The 23,629-nt window shown below is 60.8% G+C and carries 20 protein-coding genes and 1 pseudogene; 18 read left to right on the top strand and 3 right to left on the bottom strand.

The annotated features are described in order from the left end of the window. Positions 1 to 18: 18 nt before the first annotated feature. Entirely contained in the window at positions 19 to 489 is a 471-nt protein-coding gene (locus tag CAF80_RS15850; protein ID WP_085667491.1) for a DUF1810 domain-containing protein, read from the top strand. Here the strand turns inward: CAF80_RS15850 and CAF80_RS15855 are convergent. Beyond that, positions 454 to 2,814, bottom strand: a complete 2,361-nt coding sequence (locus tag CAF80_RS15855) for a DNA polymerase II (RefSeq protein WP_166742323.1) — start codon at positions 2,812 to 2,814, stop codon at positions 454 to 456. The two genes, CAF80_RS15850 and CAF80_RS15855, sit on opposite strands and share 36 nt — an antisense overlap. A 189-nt stretch (positions 2,815 to 3,003) precedes the next feature. Here CAF80_RS15855 and CAF80_RS15860 point away from each other — a divergent pair, with 189 nt between their 5' ends. Continuing rightward, positions 3,004 to 3,444: a CBS domain-containing protein gene (locus CAF80_RS15860; protein ID WP_011335068.1), complete on the top strand. Its 441-nt coding sequence runs from the start codon at positions 3,004 to 3,006 to the stop codon at positions 3,442 to 3,444. Positions 3,445 to 3,585: 141 nt separating this feature from the next. Here CAF80_RS15860 and CAF80_RS15865 read toward each other — a convergent pair whose 3' ends face one another. Continuing rightward, complete coding sequence (locus CAF80_RS15865) at positions 3,586 to 4,209, bottom strand: glutathione S-transferase N-terminal domain-containing protein (protein ID WP_011335069.1); 624 nt, start codon at positions 4,207 to 4,209, stop codon at positions 3,586 to 3,588. Positions 4,210 to 5,299: 1,090 nt separating this feature from the next. On the opposite strand from CAF80_RS15865, the gene CAF80_RS15870 reads away from it, so the two are divergent. The 12 genes and pseudogenes from CAF80_RS15870 to CAF80_RS15925 all read left to right on the top strand — a co-directional run. Beyond that, a complete protein-coding gene (locus tag CAF80_RS15870; RefSeq protein WP_085667489.1) occupies positions 5,300 to 6,118 on the top strand; it encodes a TonB family protein in 819 nt (272 codons plus the stop codon). Positions 6,119 to 6,167: 49 nt separating this feature from the next. After that, the gene (locus CAF80_RS15875) at positions 6,168 to 6,872 is read left to right on the top strand and encodes a MotA/TolQ/ExbB proton channel family protein (protein WP_085667488.1); all 705 of its coding nucleotides are present in this window, start codon (positions 6,168 to 6,170) and stop codon (positions 6,870 to 6,872) included. After that, positions 6,872 to 7,273 carry a biopolymer transporter ExbD gene (locus CAF80_RS15880; protein WP_011335072.1) on the top strand — a complete coding sequence of 134 codons (402 nt, stop codon included), beginning with the start codon at positions 6,872 to 6,874 and terminating at the stop codon, positions 7,271 to 7,273. Before CAF80_RS15875 ends, CAF80_RS15880 begins: the two co-directional genes overlap by 1 nt. 208 nt (positions 7,274 to 7,481) lie before the next feature. After that, positions 7,482 to 10,187 carry a TonB-dependent receptor gene (locus tag CAF80_RS15885; protein WP_085667487.1) on the top strand — a complete coding sequence of 902 codons (2,706 nt, stop codon included), beginning with the start codon at positions 7,482 to 7,484 and terminating at the stop codon, positions 10,185 to 10,187. A gap of 110 nt (positions 10,188 to 10,297) precedes the next feature. Then, on the top strand, positions 10,298 to 12,169 hold the full coding sequence (locus CAF80_RS15890) for an extracellular solute-binding protein (protein ID WP_085667486.1): 1,872 nt from the start codon (positions 10,298 to 10,300) through the stop codon (positions 12,167 to 12,169). Position 12,170: 1 nt separating this feature from the next. Further along, a complete protein-coding gene (locus CAF80_RS15895; protein WP_085667485.1) occupies positions 12,171 to 13,235 on the top strand; it encodes a microcin C ABC transporter permease YejB in 1,065 nt (354 codons plus the stop codon). Beyond that, positions 13,235 to 14,257 (top strand): ABC transporter permease, encoded by a 1,023-nt coding sequence (locus CAF80_RS15900; RefSeq protein ID WP_039770214.1) that lies wholly within the window; start codon positions 13,235 to 13,237, stop codon positions 14,255 to 14,257. Before CAF80_RS15895 ends, CAF80_RS15900 begins: the two co-directional genes overlap by 1 nt. Positions 14,258 to 14,271: 14 nt before the next feature. After that, the gene (locus tag CAF80_RS15905) at positions 14,272 to 15,885 is read left to right on the top strand and encodes an ABC transporter ATP-binding protein (RefSeq protein ID WP_085667484.1); all 1,614 of its coding nucleotides are present in this window, start codon (positions 14,272 to 14,274) and stop codon (positions 15,883 to 15,885) included. Positions 15,886 to 16,004: 119 nt separating this feature from the next. Next, positions 16,005 to 16,526, top strand: coding sequence for a DUF3455 domain-containing protein (locus tag CAF80_RS15910; RefSeq protein ID WP_085667483.1), 522 nt, complete (start codon positions 16,005 to 16,007; stop codon positions 16,524 to 16,526). A gap of 42 nt (positions 16,527 to 16,568) precedes the next feature. Continuing rightward, positions 16,569 to 17,102, top strand: a complete 534-nt coding sequence (locus CAF80_RS15915; RefSeq protein WP_170844904.1) for a sigma-70 family RNA polymerase sigma factor — start codon at positions 16,569 to 16,571, stop codon at positions 17,100 to 17,102. After that, complete coding sequence (locus CAF80_RS15920; RefSeq protein ID WP_074689111.1) at positions 17,099 to 17,794, top strand: anti-sigma factor domain-containing protein; 696 nt, start codon at positions 17,099 to 17,101, stop codon at positions 17,792 to 17,794. Before CAF80_RS15915 ends, CAF80_RS15920 begins: the two co-directional genes overlap by 4 nt. Before the next feature lie 113 nt (positions 17,795 to 17,907). Then, positions 17,908 to 18,345 (top strand): annotated as a pseudogene (locus tag CAF80_RS15925) (phage infection protein); the annotation flags it as partial. A 276-nt stretch (positions 18,346 to 18,621) separates the two neighbouring features. Here CAF80_RS15925 and CAF80_RS15930 read toward each other — a convergent pair. Further along, positions 18,622 to 19,710: a DUF1615 domain-containing protein gene (locus CAF80_RS15930; RefSeq protein WP_074689115.1), complete on the bottom strand. Its 1,089-nt coding sequence runs from the start codon at positions 19,708 to 19,710 to the stop codon at positions 18,622 to 18,624. A gap of 194 nt (positions 19,711 to 19,904) precedes the next feature. Here CAF80_RS15930 and CAF80_RS15935 point away from each other — a divergent pair, with 194 nt between their 5' ends. The 4 genes from CAF80_RS15935 (at position 19,905) to CAF80_RS15950 (ending at position 23,620) form a co-directional block, all read left to right on the top strand. Beyond that, positions 19,905 to 21,440 carry an FAD-dependent oxidoreductase gene (locus CAF80_RS15935; protein WP_085667481.1) on the top strand — a complete coding sequence of 512 codons (1,536 nt, stop codon included), beginning with the start codon at positions 19,905 to 19,907 and terminating at the stop codon, positions 21,438 to 21,440. A gap of 108 nt (positions 21,441 to 21,548) precedes the next feature. Further along, positions 21,549 to 22,160, top strand: a complete 612-nt coding sequence (locus CAF80_RS28650) for a DUF5343 domain-containing protein (protein ID WP_134333863.1) — start codon at positions 21,549 to 21,551, stop codon at positions 22,158 to 22,160. Then, complete coding sequence (locus CAF80_RS15945) at positions 22,157 to 22,738, top strand: Swt1 family HEPN domain-containing protein (protein WP_092163884.1); 582 nt, start codon at positions 22,157 to 22,159, stop codon at positions 22,736 to 22,738. The genes CAF80_RS28650 and CAF80_RS15945 overlap by 4 nt, the downstream gene beginning before the upstream one ends. Before the next feature lie 39 nt (positions 22,739 to 22,777). Then, positions 22,778 to 23,620 carry a putative phage abortive infection protein gene (locus CAF80_RS15950; RefSeq protein WP_166742322.1) on the top strand — a complete coding sequence of 281 codons (843 nt, stop codon included), beginning with the start codon at positions 22,778 to 22,780 and terminating at the stop codon, positions 23,618 to 23,620. The last annotated feature ends 9 nt before the right edge of the window (positions 23,621 to 23,629 follow it).

Consider the following 23,629-nt stretch of genomic DNA (forward strand, 5'->3'; position numbering starts at 1 on the left):
CTGACAGAGGGCTTCGCCATGAGAAGCACTGATCAGGACGATCCATTCAACCTGCAACGCTTCGTGCTTGCCCAGGACCCGGTGTTCGAACGGGTCCAGCGCGAGCTCGGCGAGGGCCGCAAGCGCAGCCACTGGATGTGGTTCGTGTTCCCGCAGTTCGCCGGGCTCGGCGGCAGCGAGATGTCGCGACGGTTCGCGATCAACTCGGCGCCGGAAACCCGCGCCTATCTCGACCACCCTTTGCTCGGCGCCCGGCTGCGGACTTGCACGCAGCTTGTGCTGAATGTTCAGCAGCGTTCGATTGCCGAGATATTTGGCCATCCGGACGACCTGAAATTCCACTCATCAATGACCCTGTTCGCCCAGTTCGCTGTCGACGACAGCCCTTGGCATCAGGCGCTGGAGCGTTTCTTCCACGGCATTCAGGACGAGTGGACCCTGCAACTGCTGGACTCAAAACAGGCCCAGTTGTCCCCCGATCAGGGTTGAGAAATCGTCGTCGACAAACGGCAGGATCGCATCCGCCACCGGTTGCAACTGGCGGGTGATGTAGTGGTCGTAGTCGATGGCCGCGCGGCGCACTTCCAGCGGCTCGGGGCCGGCCAGGGTGATGACGTAGCTGATCCAGCCGCCATTCTGATACTGGCGCGGGCGACCGTGTTGCGCGTTGTAATCATCGGCCAGCCGCGCGGCGCGCACGTGGGGCGGCACGTTGCGTTCGTAATCGTCGAGGGTGCGGCGCAGGCGCTTGCGGTAGACCAGTCGCTCGTCGAACTCGCCGGCCAACGTCTTGCGCACATACTCGCGCACGTAATCCTGATACGGCTTGCGCTGGAAGATCCGCTCGTACAGTTCCTGCTGGAATTGCCGGGCCAGCAGCGACCAGTCGGTGCGCACGGTTTCCAGGCCTTTGTAGACCATTTCCTCGCTACCGTCGGCGCGGGTCACCAGACCGGCGTAGCGCTTTTTGCTGCCCTCCTCGGCGCCACGGATGGTCGGCATCAGGAAGCGCTTGTAGTGGGTCTCGAACTGCAATTCGAGGGCGCTTTCCAGCCCGTACTGCTCACGCACATGCTCGCGCCACCAGTCGTTGACGTGTTGCACCAGCGCCCGGCCGATGGTTGCCGCCTCTTCCTGACCATGGGGGCGACGCAGCCAGACGAACGTCGAGTCGGTATCGCCATAGATCACCGCGTGGCCCTGGGCTTCGATCAACTGCCGGGTACGCAACATGATTTCGTGGCCGCGCAGGGTGATCGATGACGCCAGCCGCGTATCGAAAAACCGGCAACCGCTGGAACCGAGCACGCCGTAGAAGGCGTTCATGATGATTTTCAGCGCCTGGGACAGCGGCGCGTTGTGCTCGCGTTTGGCGGTCTCGCGACCCTCGGCGACCCGGGCGACGATGGACGGCAGGCAATGCCGGGTACGGGAAAAGCGCGCACCGCGAAAGCCCGGCACCGAGTCGCTGTCGTCAGGATGCTGCAAGCCTTCGATCAGCCCCACCGGGTCGATCAGAAAGGTGCGGATGATCGACGGATAAAGGCTCTTGTAGTCGAGCACCAGCACCGATTCGTACAGCCCCGGTTGCGAGTCCATGACAAATCCGCCGGGGCTGGCCTGCGGTGGATTGGTGCCAAGGTTCGGCGCCACAAAACCCTGGCGGTGCATCAGCGGCATGTACAAATGGGTGAACGCAGCTACCGAACCACCGCTGCGATCCGCCGGCAGGCCGGTGACGCTGGCGCGCTCGAGCAAAAATTTCAGCAGCTCGGTCTTGGCAAAGATCCGCGTGACCAGCTCGCAGTCCTTGAGGTTGTACTTGGCCAGCGCCGGTTTGTCCTCGGCGAACATGCGGTTGATCTCGTCCATGCGCTGGTACGGATTGTCGATGGACTTGCCTTCGCCAAGCAAAGTCTGGGCGACGTTTTCCAGGCTGAACGAGGGAAAGCTCCAGGTCGCCGAACGCAGGGATTCGATGCCGTCGATGATCAGCCTTCCTGCCGCTGCCGCGAAGTAATGAGTGCGGCTGCCGTGTTCGCGCCACTGCATTTCCTCGCCGCCGCGCCCGAGCTTGAGCGGCACGCCGAGGCGCCGGGCATGTTCGTGGAGGATGCGCAGGTCGAACTGCACGAGATTCCAGCCGATGATCGCGTCGGGGTCGTGGCGGGCGAACCAGTCGTTGAGCTTCTTCAGGATCAGGGTGCGCGACTCGCAGTACTCGAGGTCGAAGTCGACGATGCTGTGATCGCCGTTCGGTGCGCCGAGCATGTACACCTGGCGCTCGCCGCAGCCCTCCAGCGCGATGGAATACAACTCGCCCTGCTCGGTGGTTTCGATATCCAGCGAGACCAGCCGCAGTTGCGGGCGATAGTCAGGTGAAAGTTTGAGGTGGGCGTCGAGCAACACGCCGTCGGCATCGGGCGTGCCGCTGAACCAGACGGGCGCGGTGATGAAACGCTCCATCAGGTAGCGCTCGGGTGGTCGCACGTCGGCTTCGAAGACATCGACACTGTGGCGGTTGAGCGCGGTTTCGAGGCGCATCAACTGACCATGCTGCTGGCAATACAGCCCGAGCACCGGGCGATGCTCGAAATCCTGCAAAGCCAGGGGACGCAGCTCGACGCTCCTTTCGTCCGCCAGCACCCGCTCGGCCTGCTCGCGCTGCGCCGCCGGGATGAACGCCACCGACGGCTGATGCGGCAGGCGCACACGGCGCGGCCCGGCGTCGGTCGCCAGCCAGAACTCGACTTCGGTGCCGGCCGGGGTGTCGCGCCAATGCCGGGTCAGGACGAAGCCCTGCTGTAAATCCACCACTGCAACCTCAGGAATTGATTCAGACAGGCATTCTACGCGGCATTGCCGCAAGCGGTGACACAGGCCTCGCCATGAAAAACCCGGTCAAATGACGTTTTTTGCGTGTTATCTGCCGTTTTGCGGCCTTGCCCTGCGCGCCTGCGTCTACGATGCTTGGAGAACAACGACAACACCTGAGTAACCGCCATGAAAACCGTCGCCCAGCTGCTCAAGCTCAAAGATCCGAAAAATCAGGAAGTGCACCAGATCAAACCCGATCACATGGTGCTCGAAGCTCTGATGAAAATGGCCGAGAAGAACGTCGGCGCCTTGCTCGTGGTGGAAGACGACAACGTAGTGGGCATCATCAGCGAGCGCGATTACGCACGCAAACTGGTGCTGCACGGACGCTCCTCGGTGGGCACGCCGGTGCGCGACATCATGGTGGCGAACGTGATCACGGTGGACACCCACCAGACCGTCGACACTTGCCTCGGCATCATGTCCGACAAACGCCTGCGTCACTTGCCCGTGGTGGAGAACGGCAAGCTGATCGGCCTGCTGTCGATCGGCGACCTGGTCAAGGAAGCGATTGCCGAACAGGCGGAGCTGATCAAACAGCTGGAGCAGTACATTCGCGGGGAATAATTCCTGTTTGATCGTTCCCACGCTCTGCGTGGGAACGCCTCTTGTGACGCTCTGCGTCACGCTTTGGGACGCGGAGCGTCCCGGGCTGCATTCCCACGCGGAGCGTGGGAACAATCAACGATCACCATCTGATTCGATTTCTTAACCGGGCCAATGCCGCGCAAAGACCGGCGCCAGCACCGGGTGCCGGTCGATTCGCTGCAGCCACGCATGGAAACCGGGTCGGGCCTGGCGCAGGTGTTCGCGGGCACCGGCCCAGCGCGTGACCACCGCCGCCAGCACATCCAGTGCGCCCGGTGTTTCATCGTCCAGGTACAGCTCGGCCGAGAACTGATCGGCAAACACCTCCCAGCTCCAGTGCAGTCGTTCCCGCGCACCCGCCATCAGATTCTGTCGCGAGGCCTCGTCCGGCATCACCAGCCAGCGTTCCGGGTAATCAATGATCCCGATGGCCGCATAACAATTGCTGACGATGTACACCAGGCCCCGAATCGCCTGATCGCGGTCAGCGCCGTTGGCCGGCAGCAGGCCGGATTGCGCAAAGCTTTGCCCCAGATGAATCAGGATCGCCGCACTTTCGGTGATGACACTGCCGTCCGGCAGTTGCAGGGTCGGGATCTGTTTGAGCGGATTGAGCCGCGCCAGCTCCTGCGCCGCTTCCGCACTGGCCTCGATATCGATGAAGCGGTAAGCCACCTGGCACAGCTCGAGCGCCGCCTCGATGGCCGCTGCTCCTGAGTTGCGGTGTCCGTAGAGCTGATACATATCCCCTCCTCCACTGCGAAAGGCATCCCGCCTGGCCCTATTTATAGCCGTTGTATCGAATTTGGCACGGATTGCGCATTCATCGGCAGCTTGCGAATCCCTGATTTCGCAAAACAGCGCTGGCGGTGCCCATCCCGCACCAAGAGCAATCAGCGAACGCTATCCGCGTTCTTGTAAGGTGCGATACCGAACCAAAAGTTCGCGTATCCGAGCTGGCAACAAGGAGTTCACCGCGTGAATCTTCATCTGCTGCGCCACCCTCTTCTCTCCGTGCCCGTTTACCTGCGCCGCGCTCGCCCGCCGAACAGTCCGTGCATTCCTTTTATTACCTGAACACCCGCACTATTTATTTTTTAAATAGCACGCAAGCAGTCATTGCGTGCGCGCTGCATTAATGAATGCCAGAACAGATTGTTCGACAATAACTTTCAGACAGCACACCCGTACAACTTTTGCTGTTCGGAGTTGATGCTCGAAGCGCACCAAAACTGCACTTCCAGTCATTACATCGTTCATGCGGAACGACCGACTTTACTTGAACAAGAACAAGGAACATCGCCTGTGACCCGCTAAAACCCTGACCCGCACCAAATCAGTCCGCCACGCACCATCACGCGCCCTGGCCGACACGAGAACAGCCGCTCTATCTCGCTGAACAGCGCGATACCGCGCCAGAGCTGTCTCGCCCTGAAAAAAGCCCTGCAAACAGGGCCATCGGGAGGTTATGCGCCCAGGAAAACCGGCCTGGTTAATGAAACTTATATAAATGCGACATACGTATCACCCATGAAATAACCGATACACATTTGGTCACTCTTTGGCACAGCGGTTGCTATTGCATCAACCATGAGGGCACGAATGATGTTCGCCACTCAATTGCACACTCACTTATAAAAGAACAGCCACGGACCGGATCAATGAACCATCGAAGTCGACATTACTGAAGCAATAAGCTGCACAAGCCCTGTTCAATAGATAGTTCAACTATCGGCTTCTGCACACCTGTATGAAAGTTGCGACCACTCACTCGAACAACGCCCTGTTGTTCGAACGGCACCTTATTGCCCTTCATCCACCCGAGGGAGCTTTAATGAACGATGCGGTAAAGCACAGAAGTCCGCCGGGGCCCTTGCGGGAAGCGCCGCTCCCGTCGGTTGCGGGCCGGCCCGTGTTTAAGGCCAACACTTCGCAGCCCGGCGGCCTGAACAAACAGCAGATGCTGTTGCTGGTGGCGGTGTCGGCCTTGATACACGGCGGCGCCTGGTGGTTTTTCCAGCAGGCGCGGGCCGAGCCGCTGCCCACGCCGCCGGAAATTCCGGAAATGACCGTCGAGCTGACCAGCCCGACACCTCCGGCCCCGCCGACACCGGAGCCGCCGCCCCCACCACCGCCTCCTCCCGAACCGGAACAGCCGGTGGAAGACGAAGACGCGGTCAAGCCGCCGCCCAAACCGGTGGAGAAACCCAAGCCGATCGAAAAACCGAAGCCGGTCGAGAAACCCAAACCGGTGAAAAAGGCCGAGCCGCCGAAAGCGCCGCCCGCCCCTGCGCAACCAGCCGCGCCTTCCGCTCCGGCCACCCCGAACGCGCCACCGGCACCTGCGGCGGCGCCGGGTCCGGTGAAAGAGTCGGCGGCGATTTCCGGCCTCGCCAGCCTCGGCAACCCGCCGCCGGAATACCCGTCGCTGGCCCTGCGGCGCAACTGGGAAGGCAGCGTGGTGCTGCGGATTCAGGTGCTGGCCAACGGTCGCGCCGGTTCGGTGACGGTGACCAAGTCCAGCGGCAAGCCGCAACTGGATGACGCGGCGGTCGCGGCGGTGAAGGCCTGGAAGTTTATTCCTGCCAAGCGCGGCGATACACCGATCGACGGCTTCGCCACCCAGACCATCGATTTCAAATTGCCGCAATGACGGCACAACAACCGAACTCACAAACGATTAACGCAAGCGAGGTGTAGCCATGAACGATTCCCTGTCTTCGATGATTGTCCCCGGCGTGCTCTGGGGGCTGGTGCTGTTTTCCGTGGTCAGTTGGGCGATCCTGCTGGTCAAGTCGGCGCAATACCTGCGCCAGAAAACCCAGAACAAGCAATTCAGCAAAGCCTTCTGGGGCGCGCCGGACCTGCTGACCGCCGCCGAACACGCCAGCCAGTATCCGGGCTCCCTGGCGCGGATCGCCAGCAGCGGTTTCGAAGCCCTGCTGGTGGAAGAATCCCCGCGCACCACCCAGCAACTGGCGCACACCATCAACCGTGCCGACCGCCTGGAACGCAACCTGCGCCAGCAGATCCAGAAGGAACGTCGCTCGCTGGAAAACGGCCAGGCGATCCTCGCCAGTATCGGCAGCACCGCGCCGTTCATTGGTCTGTTCGGCACCGTGTGGGGAATCATGGAAGCCCTGCAAAGCATCGGCGCCAGCGGTTCGGCCAGTCTGGAAACCGTGGCCGGGCCGATCGGCCACGCGCTGATCGCCACCGGTGTGGGGATTGCCGTCGCGGTGCCGGCAGTGCTGATTTACAACTTCTTCCTGCGGCGCCTGAAGCTGGCCTCGGCGGACATGGATGACTTCGCCCACGACTTCGACGCCCTCGCCTCGCGCAGCGCTTTCTCCATCAGCCGCCAGGCCATCGCCAAATCCACGGCCGCCGTGCGGGAGGCCAGCTGATGTCCTTTTCCACTCAAGACAGCGATGAAGTGCTCAGCGAAATGAACGTCACGCCGCTGGTGGACGTGATGCTCGTGCTGCTGGTGGTGTTCATCGTCACTGCGCCGCTGATGACCAACGCGATCAAGGTCAACCTGCCAAAAACCGACGCCGTCGCTCCCGCCGAAAAGAAGGATCCGGTGGTGGTCAGCGTCGATCAGGACGGCAAGTTCTTCCTGGCCAAGACCGAGCTGGCGCCGGAATCACTGGAGGCCAGCCTCAAGGAGGTCAAGGCCAAGGATGCTGACGTGCGCGTGCAGCTGCAGGCCGACTCCGCCGTGAATTACGGCCAGGTCGCCAAAGCCATGGCGTCCATCGAGCGCTCGGGCATCACCAAGATATCGGTGATGACCACCCGCTGACGGCGGTGCCGGGCGCGCAGTGAGGGACGCGCCCGGCACCGCTCGTTGAATCCCGTCGCAATCGGCCGACCGAAAAAACGCAGCGCGTCTTCGGAGGGGATCGGCTTGCTTGAAGAAAGTGGTTTTCGCGGCGCGGCACCACCGTGCTCCGTGCAAAGAGGGCTCACAAGGCCATTTCGATAAACGTCTAACAAAGTCGGAAACAACCATGCTGATGAACACTCCACGCTTCACGCTCAAACCCTTGGTGGCGACGATTTCCCGCCACCGTTTCGTTCCGTTGTACCTGGTGGCCATGGGGATGGGCGCCGGGGTTCAGGCTGCCGAGGACGACAACAGCGTCCCGGCCGCTGCGGCGGTGGTCGCGCCGACCACGCAACTGCAACGGGTCGAAGTGACCGGTTCGGCGATCCGTCGGGTCGATGCGGAAACCGCGGTGCCGATCACCGTGCTCAAGGCCGATGAACTGCGTAAACAGGGCGTGACCACCACCGCCGAACTGGTGCAGCGCATCACCGGCAGCCAGTCGATCAACAACAGCGCAGGCTCGGTCGGCGCGGCCACCGGCGGCGCCTCGTTCGCCGACATGCGCGGCATCGGCGCGAACAAGACGCTGGTGCTGCTCAACGGTCGCCGACTGGCCAACAACGCCCTGTCGGGCACCAACTCGGCCGGCGGCGCGGTGGATCTGAACATGATCCCGTTTGCCGCGCTCGAGCGCGTGGAAGTGCTGCGCGACGGCGCCTCGGCCCTGTACGGCACCGACGCCATCGGTGGCGTGATCAACTTCATCACCAAGAAATCCATGACCGACGGCCAGCTCACCCTCGGCGGCGAAACCCCGACCCACAGCGGCGGCGGTGCGACCAAGGACATGAGCGCCAGCTGGGGCTACGGCGACCTGGAGCAGGACCGCTTCAACGTGCTCGGCGTGTTCAACTACAACAAGCAGCAGAACCTCGACGCCAACGATCGCTCCTTCGCCCGTGACTACGTGCCCGGCCGAGGTCTGGACCAGACCTCCGGCACCGCGTTCCCCGGCAACTACAGCCAGAACGGCAATGCCACCAACCCGCTGGCCAACAGCAATTGCAACGGCCCCAACCTGGTGGCCCGCGACGGCCTCTGCCGCTTCAGCACCCGGGAATTCATCGACCTGGTGCCGCAGACCGAGAAAACGTCGTTCTTCGGCAAGACCACCGGCAAACTGGCCGACGACCACAACGTCAACCTTGAATACTTCTGGTCGCGCAACAACAACGCCACCGCTGTCGGCCCGGCGCCATTGACCGGCCTGAGCCTGGATTCGTCCTCGCCCTACTATCCCGGCAACGGCATCACCCCGGCGCCCACCGGTTTCGCCCTCGACCCGACGCAACCGGTGGACGTGAACTGGCGCGAAACCGCCGCGGGCCCGCGCGAATCGAAAGACCAGAACACCAGCCAGCGCTTCTTGCTGAGCTTCGACGGTCTGGTCGGCGGCTGGGACTACAACGTCGGCGCCTCGTACAACCAGAACAAGATCGTCTCCAGCGTCACCAGCGGCTACGTCAGCGATCAGGCGATGATCGACGGTTTGGCCAGCGGCCTGCTCAACCCGTTCGGCCCGCAGACCAGCGCCGGCCAGCAGTACATCGATCAGGCGATGTACCACGGCGCCTACTCCACGGCGGTAGGGCGGGTCGCCGGTTTCGACGGGCGGATCAGCCGCGAAATCGGTGACTGGTTCGGTGCCGGTCCGTCCGGCCTGGCCCTGGGCGGCGAGTACCGCAAAGAGAAATTCCACCAGGACTTCGAAGCCTTCGCCGGCGACATCCAGAGCCTGGGCATCGACCCGGCCGGCAGCGTCGAGGGCGACCGCAGCGTGAAAGCCGCCTACGCGGAAATCAACGTGCCGGTGCTCGACAGCCTGGAATTGTCCGCCGCCGTGCGTCACGACAAATACAGCGACTTCGGCAGCACTACCAACCCGAAATACTCGTTCCGTTATCAGCCGCTCAAGGAGCTGGTGGTGCGCGGCGCGTACAGTGAAGGCTTCCGCGCGCCGTCGCTCTATGAGCTGTATTCGCCGCGCAGCATCACCTACACCCAGGGCTACTACAACGACCCGGTACTGTGTACCGGCGGCGTGGTGCAACCGGGCGGCAACGGCGGGCGCGATTGCGGTCAGCAGTTCCTCAACCAGATCGGCGGCAACGAAGACCTGGCCCCGGAGAAGGCGCGCAACGTGACGCTGGGCTTTGTCTATCAGCCGGTCAGCAACCTGTCCGTGGGCCTGGATTTCTGGTGGATTCACATCTCCAACCAGATCCAGCCGTTCCCGGAATCCACGGTGTTCGATCAGGCCGGCAGCTACCCTGACCGCTTCGTGCGCAACGCCGACGGCACGCTCAACTACATCGTCACCGGCAACGCCAACCTGGGCATCGTTGAAACCAACGGCGTCGATGTGTCGCTGGACTATCGCTTCCCGAACACGCCGTACGGTCAGTTCGGTCTGGGCCTGCAAGGCACCTATGTCGACGAGTACGACTTCCAGAGCACCATCAAGGGCCCGTTCACCGACAAGGTCGGCGACTTCAGGGGCGACGGTGTGATTGCCCGCTGGAAACACAACCTGACCGGTTCCTGGACCTTCGGTGCAGCCCGCGCGGCACTGACCAACCGCTTCACCACCGGCTACAACGACTACGACCGCGAGACCAACGCGCGGGTCGCGTCGTATTCGGTGTGGGACCTGTCGGCCGGTTACACCTTCGACAAGGTGCTGGACGTCGATGCCGGGGTGAAGAACCTGTTCGACCGCGATCCGCCGTTCTCCAACCAGGCCTACAACTTCCAGAGCGGTTATGACCCGCGCTACACCGATCCGCTGGGCCGCACGCTGTTTGCGCGCATGACGTACCACTTCTGAGTCCCGGTCGGGGCCGCGCAAGACTCCGGCCGGCCCCTTCCCCTTGCGAATTCGCATCCCGCAGCGGCCTGCCGCCGCTTCGGGTTTTTCCGGCTCAGAGGAACGACTTCATGACATTCATGCGCAACATGGCCGGCCTGCTGCTCGGCAGCGCGCTGCTGTGCAACGCGGCATCTGCGCTGGCCGGCGGCAGCTACGCGATGACGGTGTACGGCGAGGCGCCGAAATACCCCGCCGGTTTCCAGCACTTTGATTTCGTCAATCCCGACGCCCCGAAGGGCGGCTCGCTCAGCCGCGCTTCGATGGAGATCGGTCAGTACAACTACATCACCCCGTATGCCGATCAGGGCATTTCCGTGGTGCAGGTCAACGACTGGGTGTATTCGCCGCTGGCGTTCCGCTCGCTGGACGAGCCCTACACCGTCTACGGTCTGGTGGCGCAAACCATGGAGCGCGATCCCGACGGTCTGTGGGTGCGTTTCAACCTGAATCCCGAGGCGCGTTTCGCCGACGGCACGCCAATCACCGCCGAGGATGTGCGCTACACCTTCGAGCTGTTGATGACCAAGGGCAGCCTGAGTTATCGCCAGCAATACGCCGACGTGCAGGACGTGCTGATCGAAGGCCCGCGGCAGATTCGCTTCACCTTCAAGAACAACCTCAACCGCACCCTGGCGCTGGATCTGGCGTCGCTGCGACCGGTGCCCGAGCACTGGTGGAAAACCCGCGACTTCGCCAACGGCGGCGGTTTCGAACCACCATTGGGCAGCGGCCCGTACCAGGTAAGCAAGGTCGACGCGGGACGCAGCATCAGTTTTCAGAGAGATCCGCACTGGTGGGGCAAGGACCTGCCGGTCAGTCGCGGGATGTACAACTTCGACAGCCTGACCGTGAATTTCTACGGCGACACCGATGTCGCCCGACAATTGCTGCAGGCCGGCGCATTCGACTACAACCGCGAGTTTTCCTCGTCCGGTTACGTGGTCGGCTACGACAGCCCGGCCCTGCGTGACGGTCGCCTGCAACAGGCGATTCTCGCCCCGGACAAACCGACCAGCGCCCAGGGTTTCGTGTTCAACCTGCAGAACCCGCTGTTCAAGGATCGCCGCGTGCGTCAGGCGCTGAGCCTGCTGTGGGATTTCGAGTGGACCAACAAGCAGATGATGCGCGGCTTCTACGTGCGCCAGAACAGCTACTGGCCGAAGAGTGAAATGGCCGCTACCGCACTGCCCGACGCCGAAGAACTGGCGATCCTCGAACCGTTGCGCGGACAGATTCCGGACGAGGTTTTCAGCCGCGTCTATCAGGCGCCGAAAACCGATGGCAGCGGCTACATCCGCGATAAGCAATTGCAGGCACTGAAGCTGTTGGCCGAGGCCGGATGGACGCCGAAAAACAACCGGCTGGTGAACGCCGCCGGCGAGCCCTTCGAATTCACCTTCCTCGACGGCCAGGGCGGTTTCGACCGCATGCTGCTGCCGTACAAACGCACCCTGGCGCAGATCGGCATCACCCTGAATCTGCGGCGTATCGATTCGGCGCAGTACATCAACCGGCTCAACGCCCGGGACTACGACATGATCGTTACCAGTTTCCCGCGCAGCGGCGATCCGATCGTCTCGCCGGGCCGCGAGTTGTACAGCCTGTATGCCTCGCAGAGCGCCACGCAGGTCGGCAGCTCCAATTCGATGGTGCTGGCCAACCCTGCGGTGGACCGGCTGATCGACGGCCTGGTCCAGGCCAATACCCGCGACGCCATGGTGCGTTACGCCCGCGCCCTCGACCGGGTGCTGCAATGGGGTGACTACATGATTCCCAACTACTACTCCAAAGGCACGCCGACGGTGTTTCAGAACCGCTTCGGCAGGCCACCGGTGCAGCCGATTTACAGCGAAGGCCTCGACACCTGGTGGGAGGTCTCGGCCAAGCCGCTGACCAATCAGCAGATGAGTGCCCTGCACCAGCTCGCGGGGGGCCAGTGACATGTGGCGTTATCTGAGTCGACGTCTGTTGCTGATCATTCCGACGCTGCTGTGCATTCTGGTGGTCAACTTCGTCATCGTGCAGGCCGCGCCCGGAGGCCCGGTGGAACAGGCCATCGCCCGCCTGCAAGGCTTCGGCGGGCACAGCATGGGCGGCGCCAGCGAGGTCACCGCCATCGGCGGTGCCGGGCGCAGCAGCCGTGGTCTGGACCCGGCACTGATCGAAGAGATCAAACACCACTACGGCTTCGACAAACCGATGCACGAACGCCTGTGGCTGATGCTGAAAAACTACGCGCAACTGGACCTGGGCAGCAGTTTCTTTCGCGGTGCCAAGGTCACCGATCTGATCGTGCAGAAGCTGCCGGTGTCGCTGTCCCTCGGCCTGTGGGCGACCTTGATCACCTACCTGATCTCGATCCCGCTGGGCATTCGCAAGGCAATCAAAAACGGCAGCGCTTTCGATGTCTGGAGCAGCACGGCGATCATCGTCGGCTACGCGATGCCGGCGTTTCTGTTCGCGATTCTGTTGATCGTGGTGTTCGCCGGGGGCAGCTACGTCAACTGGTTTCCGGTACAGGGGCTGGTCTCGGACAATTTCGACAGCCTGAGTCTGTGGGGCAAGCTCGGCGACTACCTCTGGCACCTGGTGTTGCCGGTGACGGCGCTGGTGATCGGCGGTTTTGCGACGCTGACGATCCTGACCAAAAACAGCTTCCTCAACGAGATCAGCCGCCAGTACGTGATCACCGCGCGCGCCAAGGGCCTGACCGAAAGACGCGTGCTCTACGGCCATGTGTTTCGCAACGCGATGCTGCTGGTGGTGGCCGGTGTGCCGTCGGCGTTGATCGAGGTGTTTTTCGCCGGCTCCCTGCTGATCGAAACCATCTTCAACCTCGACGGCCTCGGGCGCATGAGCTACGAAGCGGCGGTGTCGCGGGACTACCCGGTGGTGTTCGGCACGCTGTTCCTGTTCACCCTGTTCGGCCTGTTGATCAAGCTGATCGGCGACCTCTGCTACACCCTGCTCGACCCGCGCATCGACTTCTCGGCGAGGACTGCCTGATGTTCACACTCTCCCCTCTGGGCCGGCGGCGCATCGCCCAATTCAAGGCCAACCGTCGCGGGCGCTGGTCGCTGTGGCTGTTCATCGGGCTGTGCCTGATCTGCCTCGGCGGCGAACTGATCGCCAACGACAAGCCGCTGGTGATCCGCTACCACAACGCCTTTTACTTCCCGATCCTCAGCGAGTATCAGGAAACCGATTTCGGCGGCGAACTGCCGTTCCAGCCGGATTACGCCAGCAATTACGTACACAAACTGATCGAGGATCAGGGCGGCTGGATGCTGTTCCCGCCGATCCCTTTCAGCTACGACACGGTCAACTACGACCTCACGGAACCGGCGCCAAGCCCGCCGTCCTCCAGCAACTGGCTGGGCACCGACGATCAGGCCCGGGACGTGTTGGCGCGGGTGATTTTCGGCACGCGGATTTCGATTCTGTTCGCGCTGATCCTCACCGCCGTCAGTGCGCTGGTCGGCATCGTGGCCGGGGCGTTGCAGGGTTATTACGGCGGCTGGGTCGACTTGCTCGGGCAGCGGGTGCTGGAGATCTGGTCGGGGCTGCCGGTGCTGTACCTGCTGATCATTCTGTCGGGGTTCGTCTCGCCGAGCTTCTGGTGGCTGCTGGGGATCATGGCGCTGTTTTCCTGGCTGGCACTGGTGGACGTGGTGCGCGCCGAGTTCCTGCGCGGGCGCAGCCTGGAATACGTCAAGGCCGCGCGGGCCCTGGGCCTGACGGACAGCGAGCTGATGCGTCGGCACATTCTGCCCAACGCCATGACCTCCACCCTGACCTACCTGCCGTTCATTCTGACCGGCGCCATCGCCACCCTCACCGCGCTGGATTTTCTCGGCTTCGGCATGCCCGCCGGCACCGCGTCGCTGGGGGAACTGATCGGCCAGGCCAAGCGCAATCTGCAAGCGCCGTGGCTGGGGCTGACGGCGTTTTTTGCCCTGGCGCTGATTCTGTCCCTGCTGGTGTTTATCGGCGAAGCCTGCCGTGACGCGTTCGATCCGCGATCCTGATCCCCGGAGCTGAAATGACCGATAACCTGATTGAAATCCGCGACCTGCGCGTCGCCTTCGCCGGGCATGAAGTGGTGCACGGCGTGAACCTCGACATCCGCCGTGGCGAGTGCCTGGCACTGGTCGGCGAGTCCGGCTCGGGCAAGTCGGTGACGGCCCACTCGATCCTGCGCTTGCTGCCAGGCAAAACCGTCAGCAGCACGGGCAGCATCCGCTACAACGGCGTGGACTTGCTGCACGCCAGCGAACAGCAGATGCGCAGCTTGCGCGGCAACCGCATCGCAATGATTTTCCAGGAGCCGATGACCTCGCTGAACCCGTTGCACACGGTGGAAAAACAGATCAGCGAAGTTCTGGAGATCCACAAGGGGCTCAAGGGCCGCGCCGCGCGCCAGCGCACGCTGGAGCTGCTGGAACTGGTCGGCATTCGCCAGCCGTTGCAGCGCTTGAAGGCCTATCCGCACCAGCTCTCCGGCGGCCAGCGGCAACGGGTGATGATCGCCATGGCGCTGGCTAACGAACCGGAATTGCTGATCGCCGACGAACCGACCACAGCGCTGGATGTGACTGTGCAGCAGAAGATTCTCGAGCTGTTGATCGAGTTGCAGCAACGCCTCGGCATGTCGCTGCTGCTGATCACTCACGACCTCAATCTGGTGCGACGCATCGCCCAGCGGGTGTGCGTGATGCGCCACGGGGAAATCGTCGAACAGGCCGATTGCGCAACGCTGTTCCGCACGCCGCAGCATCCTTACAGCCGCCTGCTGATCGAGGCGGAACCGTCGGGCGCGCCGGTGCCGAGTCGCTACGATCACAACCTGCTGGAGGTGGACGATCTGAAAGTCTGGTTCCCGCTGCCCAAAGCGTTGTTCAGCCGCACTCAGGAGTACATCAAGGCCGTGGACGGCGTGAGTTTCCGACTGCAACGGGGCAAGACCCTGGGGATTGTCGGCGAGTCCGGTTCGGGCAAGTCGACGTTGGGACAGGCGATTTTGCGACTGGTGGAATCCGAGGGCGATATCCGCTTCGGCAACAAGCATTTGAGCCTGCTCAATCAGCGCTTGATGCGCCCGTTGCGCCGGCAGATCCAGGTGGTGTTCCAGGACCCGTTCGGCAGCCTCAGCCCGCGAATGTCGGTACAGCAGATCATCGCCGAAGGCCTGCTGACCCACGGCATCGGCACGGCTGAGGAACGTGAGGCAGCGGTGATCCGCGTGCTGGAGGAAGTCGGCCTCGACCCGCAGAGCCGCCATCGCTATCCCCACGAATTCTCCGGCGGCCAGCGCCAACGCATTTCCATCGCCCGGGCGCTGGTGCTGGAACCGGCGCTGATTCTGCTCGACGAACCGACCTCGGCGCTGGATCGCACGGTGCAGAAACAGGTGGTGGAATTGTTGCGGCAATTGCAGATCCGCCATGGCTTGACGTACCTGTTCATCAGCCATGACCTGGCGGTGGTGCATGCGCTGGCGCACGACTTGATGGTGATCAAGGACGGCAAGGTGGTCGAACAGGGATCGTCCCAGGAGATTTTTGCGGCGCCGCAGCATGCGTATACCCAGGAACTGCTTAAAGCCTCCGGCCTGGCCTTGGTAAAAACCGGGCGCGAGCGGGTTACAGCCATCTGACCGTCAGTGCTTTCAGATTTATTTTCCGGCCACTGCATCCAAACCGCTCCGTCACGGGTAGTCCCTGTAACAGCCCTCTTTCGGCTGTCAGCGGTTTACCCTTTTTCGGAGAAACACTGATGAACATCACCCAACTGATCGGCTTCACCGGTTTACTCGCCGTCGCCTCGACAAGCTTTGCCCAAAGCAGTTATCCCGACGCGATCAAAGTGCCGGACGGCCACAAGATCGCGATGGAAACCACCGGGATCGGCGAGATCACCTACGAATGCCGGGACAAGGCCAATGCCGCCGGCCAGACCGAGTGGGTGTTCGTCGGCCCGAAAGCGGTGCTCAACGATCGCAGCGGCAAACAGGTCGGCACCTACTTCGGCCCACCCGCCACCTGGCAGGCCAAGGACGGTTCGAAAGTCACCGGCACGCAACTGGCCGTAGCGCCGTCGAGCCCGGGCAACCTGCCCTATCAACTGGTCAAGGCCAACCCCGCCGAAGGCAAAGGCGCGATGAGCGGCGTGAGCTACATCCAGCGCGTCGCGCTCAAGGGCGGCGTGGCGCCGGGCAGCGAATGCACGGCAGCGAACAAGGGCAAACAGGAAGTGGTGAAGTACCAGGCCGACTACATATTCTGGGCGGCGAACTGAGCCTGACTGGACGTTTGCTCGATGCTTGCTAGATTGCAGGACATGCCATTACCCGAAACCGCGTTCGATTACGAAGCCCGCCTCGCCGCCTGTGCCCGCGGCGAGCGCGGGGCCCTGCGCGAATTGTATGTGCAGGAAAGTCCGCGGCTGCTGGGTGTGGCCCGGCGTCTGGTGCGTGACACGGCGCTGGCCGAAGACATCGTTCACGACGCATTCATCAAAATCTGGGCTGGCGCGGCGGGTTTCGATCCGGCGCGCGGTTCGGCCCGGGGCTGGATGTTCAGCGTGACCCGGCATCTGGCGCTGAATGTGCTGCGCAATCACGACCGGGAAACGCCGCTGAACGACAGCAACGAATTTCCGGCGATTGATGACGGGTTCGAGGCGCTGGCGCAATCGACCCGCATCCATCGCTGCCTGCATCAACTGGAACCGCAACGCCGCCGCTGCATCCTTCACGCCTACGTCGACGGTTACAGCCACGCGCAGATCGCCCAACGCCTCGACACGCCGCTGGGCACCGTCAAAGCCTGGATCAAGCGCAGCCTCAATGCGTTGCGGGAGTGCATGGGATGACCACCGAATCGGCGCAGGAACGCGATGAACTGGCCAGCGAATACGTGCTCGGCACCCTCTCGGCCGAAGCGCGCGCCGAAGTGCAACGACGCTTGCCCAACGAGCCCGAGCTGCAAGCGGCGGTGGATGCCTGGGAGCGGCGGCTGCTGGAGCTGACCGACCTCGCCCCGGCGCATCAGCCTTCGTTGCAGCTGTGGCAGCGCATCGAACGCAGTGTCGGGCAACTCACCCACAAGAGGGCGCCAGAGATTTCCTGGTGGAACCGTCTGTCGCTGTGGCGCGGCTTGAGCGCTGCCGGGCTGGCCGCGACCTTGTTGCTGGGCTCGATCCTCCTGACTCAAACCACACCGAAACCGAGCTTTCTGGTGGTGCTGGTCGCCCCGCAGGACAAGGCGCCGGGCTGGGTGATCCAGGCCAGCAGTCCACGGGAGATTCAATTGATTCCGCTGGGCGTGGTCGAAGTGCCGGCCGACAAGGCGCTGGAGTTCTGGACCAAGGCCGACGGCTGGCAGGGGCCGGTGTCGCTGGGGCTGGTCAAACCGGGCCAGGCGCTGTCGATCCCGCTGGACAAGCTGCCGCCGCTGCAACCGAACCAGTTGTTCGAGCTGACGCTGGAGGGCGCCAACGGTTCGCCGATCGGCAAACCCACCGGGCCGATCCAGGCAATTGGCCGCGCAGTGAAGGTGCTTTGACAAACCATCATCGGCGTCGATGTTCACCATCACGTCAATGAAGTTCTCTTAAAAAATCCCGGGCGTAACATCGGCTCCATACCAAACAAACAACACCCCCGGAGCACAAAATCATGAAACGCCAAGTCATCCTCAGCATTGCCCTCTCGGTTCTGGCCTTCAACGCATTTGCCGCCAAACCGGCCCACACCATGATCGCCGAAGGCGGTTCGGATCGTCTGATTGAACGTCGCGTTGCTGAAGGTGGTTCGGATCGTCTGATCGAACGCCGCGTTGCCGAAGGTGGCTCGGATCGTCTGATTGAACGCCGCGTCGCTGAAGGTGGTTCGGATCGTCTGATTGAACGTCGCGTTGCTGAAGGTGGTTCGGATCGTCTGATCGAACGCCGCGTTGCCGAAGGTGGCTCGGATCGTCTGATTGAACGCCGCGTCGCTGAAGGTGGTTCGGATCATCTGATTGAAGGTCGCGGTCCTGAAGGTGGTTCGGATCGTCTGATCGAACGCCGCGTTGCCGAAGGTGGCTCGGATCGTCTGATTGAACGCCGCGTCGCTGAAGGTGGTTCGGATCGTCTGATTGAACGTCGCGTTGCTGAAGGTGGTTCGGATCGTCTGATCGAACGCCGCGTTGCCGAAGGTGGCTCGGATCGTCTGATTGAACGCCGCGTCGCTGAAGGTGGCTCGGATCGTCTGATTGAACGTCGCGTTGCCGAAGGTGGCTCGGATCGTCTGATCGAACGTCGCGTTGCCTGAATGAATGGCTTGACCGCAACAACCCAGAAAAAACCCGGCTCCCGTCAGCCGGGTTTTTTTATACCCTTTTGATCGTCCTCAGCCTTTGGCCATGCAGCGCCGATAACGCTCGTCGACCCGTTTGGCAAACCACGCCGTGGTCAGTTTGCGGGTGATCTTCGGGCTCTGCAGCACGATGCCCGGCAGCACCGCACGGGGCAATGTCTTGCCTTCCGCACGCTCCGCCAGTTCGAAGACCCGTTGATACAGTTTGGTCTCCTCGAAAGCCAGGCTATCGCCCTTCTCCAGTTGATCGCGGATCACCGGATTGCGCATGCCCAGGGATTTGCCGAGGGCGCGCACCGCCAGTTCGGTGCTGCCCGGCATGATCGCGCCCGGGCGGATCAAGTCGCCATCCAGCGCCAGCGGAATGCCCGACGCCCGGCTGACCGCGTTTTGAAACGCCGCGTTGCGACTGGCGTACCAGCCGGCATTGAAATCAGCGAAGCGGTACAGCGGCTCGCGATAACTCACCGGATAACCCAGCAAATGGGCGATGCCGAAATACATGCCGCCGCGACGGCTGAACACTTCGCGACGAATGGTCCCGTCCACCGGGTACGGATAGTCCTTGGCGTGCTGCTCGGCGAATTCGATGCTGACCTGCATCGGCCCGCCGGTGTGCACCGGGTTGAAACCGCTGAACAGCGTACGGCCCATCGGCACTGAGCCGATGAAGTCGTCGAAAATCGCGCTCAATTCCTTTTCGCTGCGGGCGGCGCTCAGGCGTTCGCTGTAGGTCTTGCCGTTCGGCGAGCGCACCTGCAAGGCACCGCTGACCAACAGGCTCGGGATGTGCACCTTGGCGGCGCGGCGGTCGATTTCGTCACGGGCGATCTTGCCCAGGCCGGGCACCGGCGGATCGACCTGGAAAGTGGATTCCTGCTCGGCGACGGCCAGCACCGAACACAGGTTTTGCGTGGTCGGGCTGATGCCCTGGGCAGCGAACGCGGCGTAGATGTCGGTGGCCCAGCCTTGGCGGTCGACGGTTTTGGCCGGCAGCAGGCGCACGATCTGTGCCTTGACCTCGGCGGGCGGGCGCGGCGCCGGTTCTTCGCTGCGTTGACCGGCGCAACCGGCCAGTACCAGCAGCGCGGCGAGGCTGACGAATAATCGAGGGGTGTGCATAACGCTTCATCCAGTCCGTTGAGCCGGGTTAACCCTACGCTCAATCGCAGGGTGCAGGATAGGACTGCGGGCCGACGGCGCTGTTCCATCGTCCCGTCTGGCAGGCCGACTGGCCGCCCTCGCCGTCTGATCCATACTTGCTGCTGCACACTCAGTGGCAAGCCTGGGGTCAGGACACGCGAGGAGGACAGACCATGAACCGCAGTGATGTTCTGATCATCGGCGCAGGCCCCACCGGACTGGTGCTGGCCCTGTGGCTGAGCAAACTGGGCGTGCGCGTGCGCATCATCGACAAGACCTCTGCTCCCGGCACCACTTCGCGGGCGCTGGCGGTGCAGGCGCGCACCCTTGAGCTGTACCGGCAACTGGATCTGGCCGACACTGTGGTGCGCAACGGTCATCGGGTGGCCGCGGCGAATTTCTGGGTCAAGGGCAAACCGGTGGCGCAGCTGCCGCTGAACCGGATCGGCGAAGGCCTGACGCCCTATGCCTTTCTGGAAATGTACCCGCAGGACGAACACGAGCGGCTGTTGATCGACCGCCTGGAAGACTACGACGTGACCGTCGAGCGCAACACGACGCTGGAGAGTTTCACGGAAAACGGTGACGGCCTCACCGCACATTTGCGCCTGCCGGATGGCGAGCAGGAAATCTGCCAGGCCTGCTATCTGGCCGGGTGCGACGGCGCCCGTTCGGTCGTGCGCAAAACCCTCGACACCGGTTTTCCCGGCGGCACCTATCAGCAGATTTTCTATGTCGCCGATGTGCGGGCCAGCGGTCCGGCGCTCAATGGCGAGTTGCATCTGGATCTGGATGAAACGGATTTTCTGGCGGTGTTCCCGCTGGCCGGCGAAGGCCGCGCGCGGTTGATTGGCACCGTGCGCGACGAGCGTGCGGAGCGTGCCGAAACCCTGGAATTTTCCGATGTCAGCAATCGCGCCATCGAACACCTGAACGTGCACATCGAGGACGTCAACTGGTTCTCCACCTACCGCGTGCATCACCGGGTGGCGGATCACTTTCGCAAGGGCCGGGCGTTTCTGCTCGGCGACGCGGCGCATGTGCACAGCCCGGCTGGCGGTCAGGGCATGAACACCGGCATCGGCGATGCGATCAACCTGGCGTGGAAACTCGCGGCAGTGCTCGGCGGCGCGGCCACGCCCGGGCTGCTCGACAGCTACGAAACCGAACGCATCGCCTTCGCCCGGCGACTGGTGTCGACCACCGACAAGGTCTTCAGCTTCGTCACCGCCGAAGGCCGCATGGCCGATTTGTTGCGCACACGGCTGGCGCCGTTCCTGATTCCGAAAATGGCCTCATTCGAAACCAGCCGCGAATTCCTGTTTCGCACCGTCTCGCAAATCACCGTCAACTATCGAGGCATGGCGTTGAGTGAAGGCATGGCCGGGCACGTCCACGGCGGTGACCGCTTGCCGTGGGCCCATGATGGCGAGGGGGATAATTACGAGCCGTTGCGCCATCCATGCTGGCAGGTGCATGTGTACGGCGACACCAGCGACGAGATGATCGCCTGGTGCAATGAACATCACTTGCCGCTGCACGTGTTCGACTGGCGTCCGGCGTTTGAAACGGCGGGCCTGGGGCGCAACGGCTTTTACCTGCTGCGCCCCGATACCTACGTGGCGATTGCCGACAACAGCGCGGATCCGAAGGTGATCGAGCGGTACTTCCGTGATCACGGGATCCGGCCGTTTTTTGGCCTGATCTAATAATCTTTTTTTCGTATTTTCTTCGTTTCCTACAGCAGAGTGGAAAACATAAAAAACCCAACTACTATCCTGAGAGTCAACAGCGAGCGACTATAGTCGAGGAAAGTAATGGCCTTAACAAATGCCTATACCGAAGCTTATGGAAAACTAGGCGAGTTTTTTAACAGAATACGAGATGGACAAGCGCCTCCGCTATTCACTCACCAATTTCTGATAGATCTTGGCTTCAAATCAAACAAACAGCGCGCTTACATTCCTCTACTAAAGGCTTTGGGCTTTTTAACTCCAGACGGAAAACCAACCGCTCGATATAAGGACTACCGGGACCACTCTCAATCAAAAGCAATCATGGGTGAAGCACTAAAAGAAGCCTACGCCGATATATTCCTCATCAAAGAGCACCCAACTTCCGCCGACAGCGCCGCAATTGAAGGAAAATTCAAAAGCTATCACAATGCGAGCGACAATGTTGCTACCAACATGCGACGCACATTTATGTCGCTTTTAGAGCTCGCAGACACCAAACATACCAGCGCAAAAACTCGGACCACCGAAGACACGCAGGAGAAATCTTCTGTTACGGTGGAACAAACACAACCCCCGCCACAGCTTATAAAAACTCCTGGCTTACACTACAACATTCAAATTCACTTACCCGCCACAAAAGACATAGAAGTGTACAACGCAATTTTCAAATCACTAAAAGAGCATTTATTTTGAAATACAAAGAACTGCGAGATTTTATGTTTAGGGGACTGCTATTTGAAGCAGAGGCTTCTGTATTTCAGAGAGCGGGGATAAAAATAGGTGCCGATCAAACTGAAACAGAAGAAAGGCTTCTAGCGGAGGCACTTGCCCCTTTTCCTGTCAGTTTGAGAAACAATTCGCTTGAGATGGCAAGACTGTATGCAGTGCTGTTCGCATTCGAGAATCACGTCCGCGACTTTATAAGACAAACGCTCCAAGAAACTGAAGGAGTCGGATGGGTGGAAAAGATACCGGAAAAAATAAAGACCCATGCCCATAACAGACAGACGACTGCAAATTTAGATTCATGGCTTGAGGGAGAAAAAACGGACATCCTAGGTTTTCTGGACTTCGGACACCTTGCACAAATAATACTCAACAAGTGGGTTCATTTTGAATCGATAATCCCATCTCAACATTGGTTAAAACAACGCATGGACGAACTAGAAAAAAGCAGAAATTTCATCGCTCACAACAGAATGTTACTACCAAGTGAATTCCAAAGAATGTATATGTACATTTCCGACTGGAATAGGGTCGTAGGCCTTTAACAACGAACAAAGCTTGTTTAGGGCAAGAGGATCTCTCCATTGAAAAATCAAGAAACCAACACAGAAAACGAATTACTATTGGCCGAAAAACACTTCACTCAACTCAACAGACTAATCTACATAGGCATCACACTTTCCTTAGTGTTTATCTGCGCTTACGCGATCAATTTCTACGGACCCTTATCGCCAAACCCAGAACACTGGGGGCAATTTGGTGATTTTCTTGGAGGCGTACTGAACCCAACTTTTAGTTTTTTAGCATTAATCGCTTTGCTTGCAACTTTTAGTTTACAAATTAAAGAACTAAAGATATCAACAAAGGAGCTAAAAAACTCGGCATCGGCGTTAACCAAGCAAAATGAAACACTCCGTCAACAAAAATTTGAGGGGTCATTCTTTCAGTTACTCAACCTACACAACACGATAGTAAACTCTATCGATCTCGATTCCGCAAAAAAAACAACAAAAGGTAGAGATTGCTTCAGAGTCTTTCTAAAACGGCTCGAAGGCGAAATCTCAAAAATCAAAAACTGCAACGAACAAGAGTTCAAAGCAATATACTCAGTTTATTTCATAGAACACGAACCCGAACTCGGACACTACTTTAGACTCTTGTACAACATAATAAAACTAATCAAGACCACTCCTGACATTGATAAAAAGTTTTACACAAATATTGTACGAGCCCAATTATCAAGCGCAGAGTTAATGTTGATTTTTTACAACTGCATTTCTGATTTTGGAAACGAAAAGTTCAAACCACTGGTAGAAGAATTTGCACTTCTTAAGACAATCCCACGGACAGTTCTTCCGAACCAGAACTTACTCCATCTTTATCGCGAATCTGCTTTTGGAGGGACCTACCCTATCGCGTCCCTTTAAACAACAACC

Origin of the sequence: Pseudomonas sp. B34(2017), from assembly GCF_002112915.1 — a bacterium.
GTDB lineage: Bacteria > Pseudomonadota > Gammaproteobacteria > Pseudomonadales > Pseudomonadaceae > Aquipseudomonas > Aquipseudomonas pharyngis.

Bases quoted from the DNA above. Each gene is read 5' to 3' on its own strand.
- CAF80_RS15850 (WP_085667491.1), top strand. From the start codon at position 19: ATGAGAAGCACTGATCAGGACGATCCATTCAACCTGCAACGCTTCGTG.
- CAF80_RS15860 (WP_011335068.1), top strand. From the start codon at position 3,004: ATGAAAACCGTCGCCCAGCTGCTCAAGCTCAAAGATCCGAAAAATCAG.
- CAF80_RS15865 (WP_011335069.1), bottom strand. From the start codon at position 4,209: ATGTATCAGCTCTACGGACACCGCAACTCAGGAGCAGCGGCCATCGAG.
- CAF80_RS15870 (WP_085667489.1), top strand. From the start codon at position 5,300: ATGAACGATGCGGTAAAGCACAGAAGTCCGCCGGGGCCCTTGCGGGAA.
- CAF80_RS15875 (WP_085667488.1), top strand. From the start codon at position 6,168: ATGAACGATTCCCTGTCTTCGATGATTGTCCCCGGCGTGCTCTGGGGG.
- CAF80_RS15880 (WP_011335072.1), top strand. From the start codon at position 6,872: ATGTCCTTTTCCACTCAAGACAGCGATGAAGTGCTCAGCGAAATGAAC.
- CAF80_RS15885 (WP_085667487.1), top strand. From the start codon at position 7,482: ATGCTGATGAACACTCCACGCTTCACGCTCAAACCCTTGGTGGCGACG.
- CAF80_RS15890 (WP_085667486.1), top strand. From the start codon at position 10,298: ATGACATTCATGCGCAACATGGCCGGCCTGCTGCTCGGCAGCGCGCTG.
- CAF80_RS15895 (WP_085667485.1), top strand. From the start codon at position 12,171: ATGTGGCGTTATCTGAGTCGACGTCTGTTGCTGATCATTCCGACGCTG.
- CAF80_RS15900 (WP_039770214.1), top strand. From the start codon at position 13,235: ATGTTCACACTCTCCCCTCTGGGCCGGCGGCGCATCGCCCAATTCAAG.
- CAF80_RS15905 (WP_085667484.1), top strand. From the start codon at position 14,272: ATGACCGATAACCTGATTGAAATCCGCGACCTGCGCGTCGCCTTCGCC.
- CAF80_RS15910 (WP_085667483.1), top strand. From the start codon at position 16,005: ATGAACATCACCCAACTGATCGGCTTCACCGGTTTACTCGCCGTCGCC.
- CAF80_RS15915 (WP_170844904.1), top strand. From the start codon at position 16,569: ATGCCATTACCCGAAACCGCGTTCGATTACGAAGCCCGCCTCGCCGCC.
- CAF80_RS15920 (WP_074689111.1), top strand. From the start codon at position 17,099: ATGACCACCGAATCGGCGCAGGAACGCGATGAACTGGCCAGCGAATAC.
- CAF80_RS15930 (WP_074689115.1), bottom strand. From the start codon at position 19,710: ATGCACACCCCTCGATTATTCGTCAGCCTCGCCGCGCTGCTGGTACTG.
- CAF80_RS15935 (WP_085667481.1), top strand. From the start codon at position 19,905: ATGAACCGCAGTGATGTTCTGATCATCGGCGCAGGCCCCACCGGACTG.
- CAF80_RS28650 (WP_134333863.1), top strand. From the start codon at position 21,549: ATGGCCTTAACAAATGCCTATACCGAAGCTTATGGAAAACTAGGCGAG.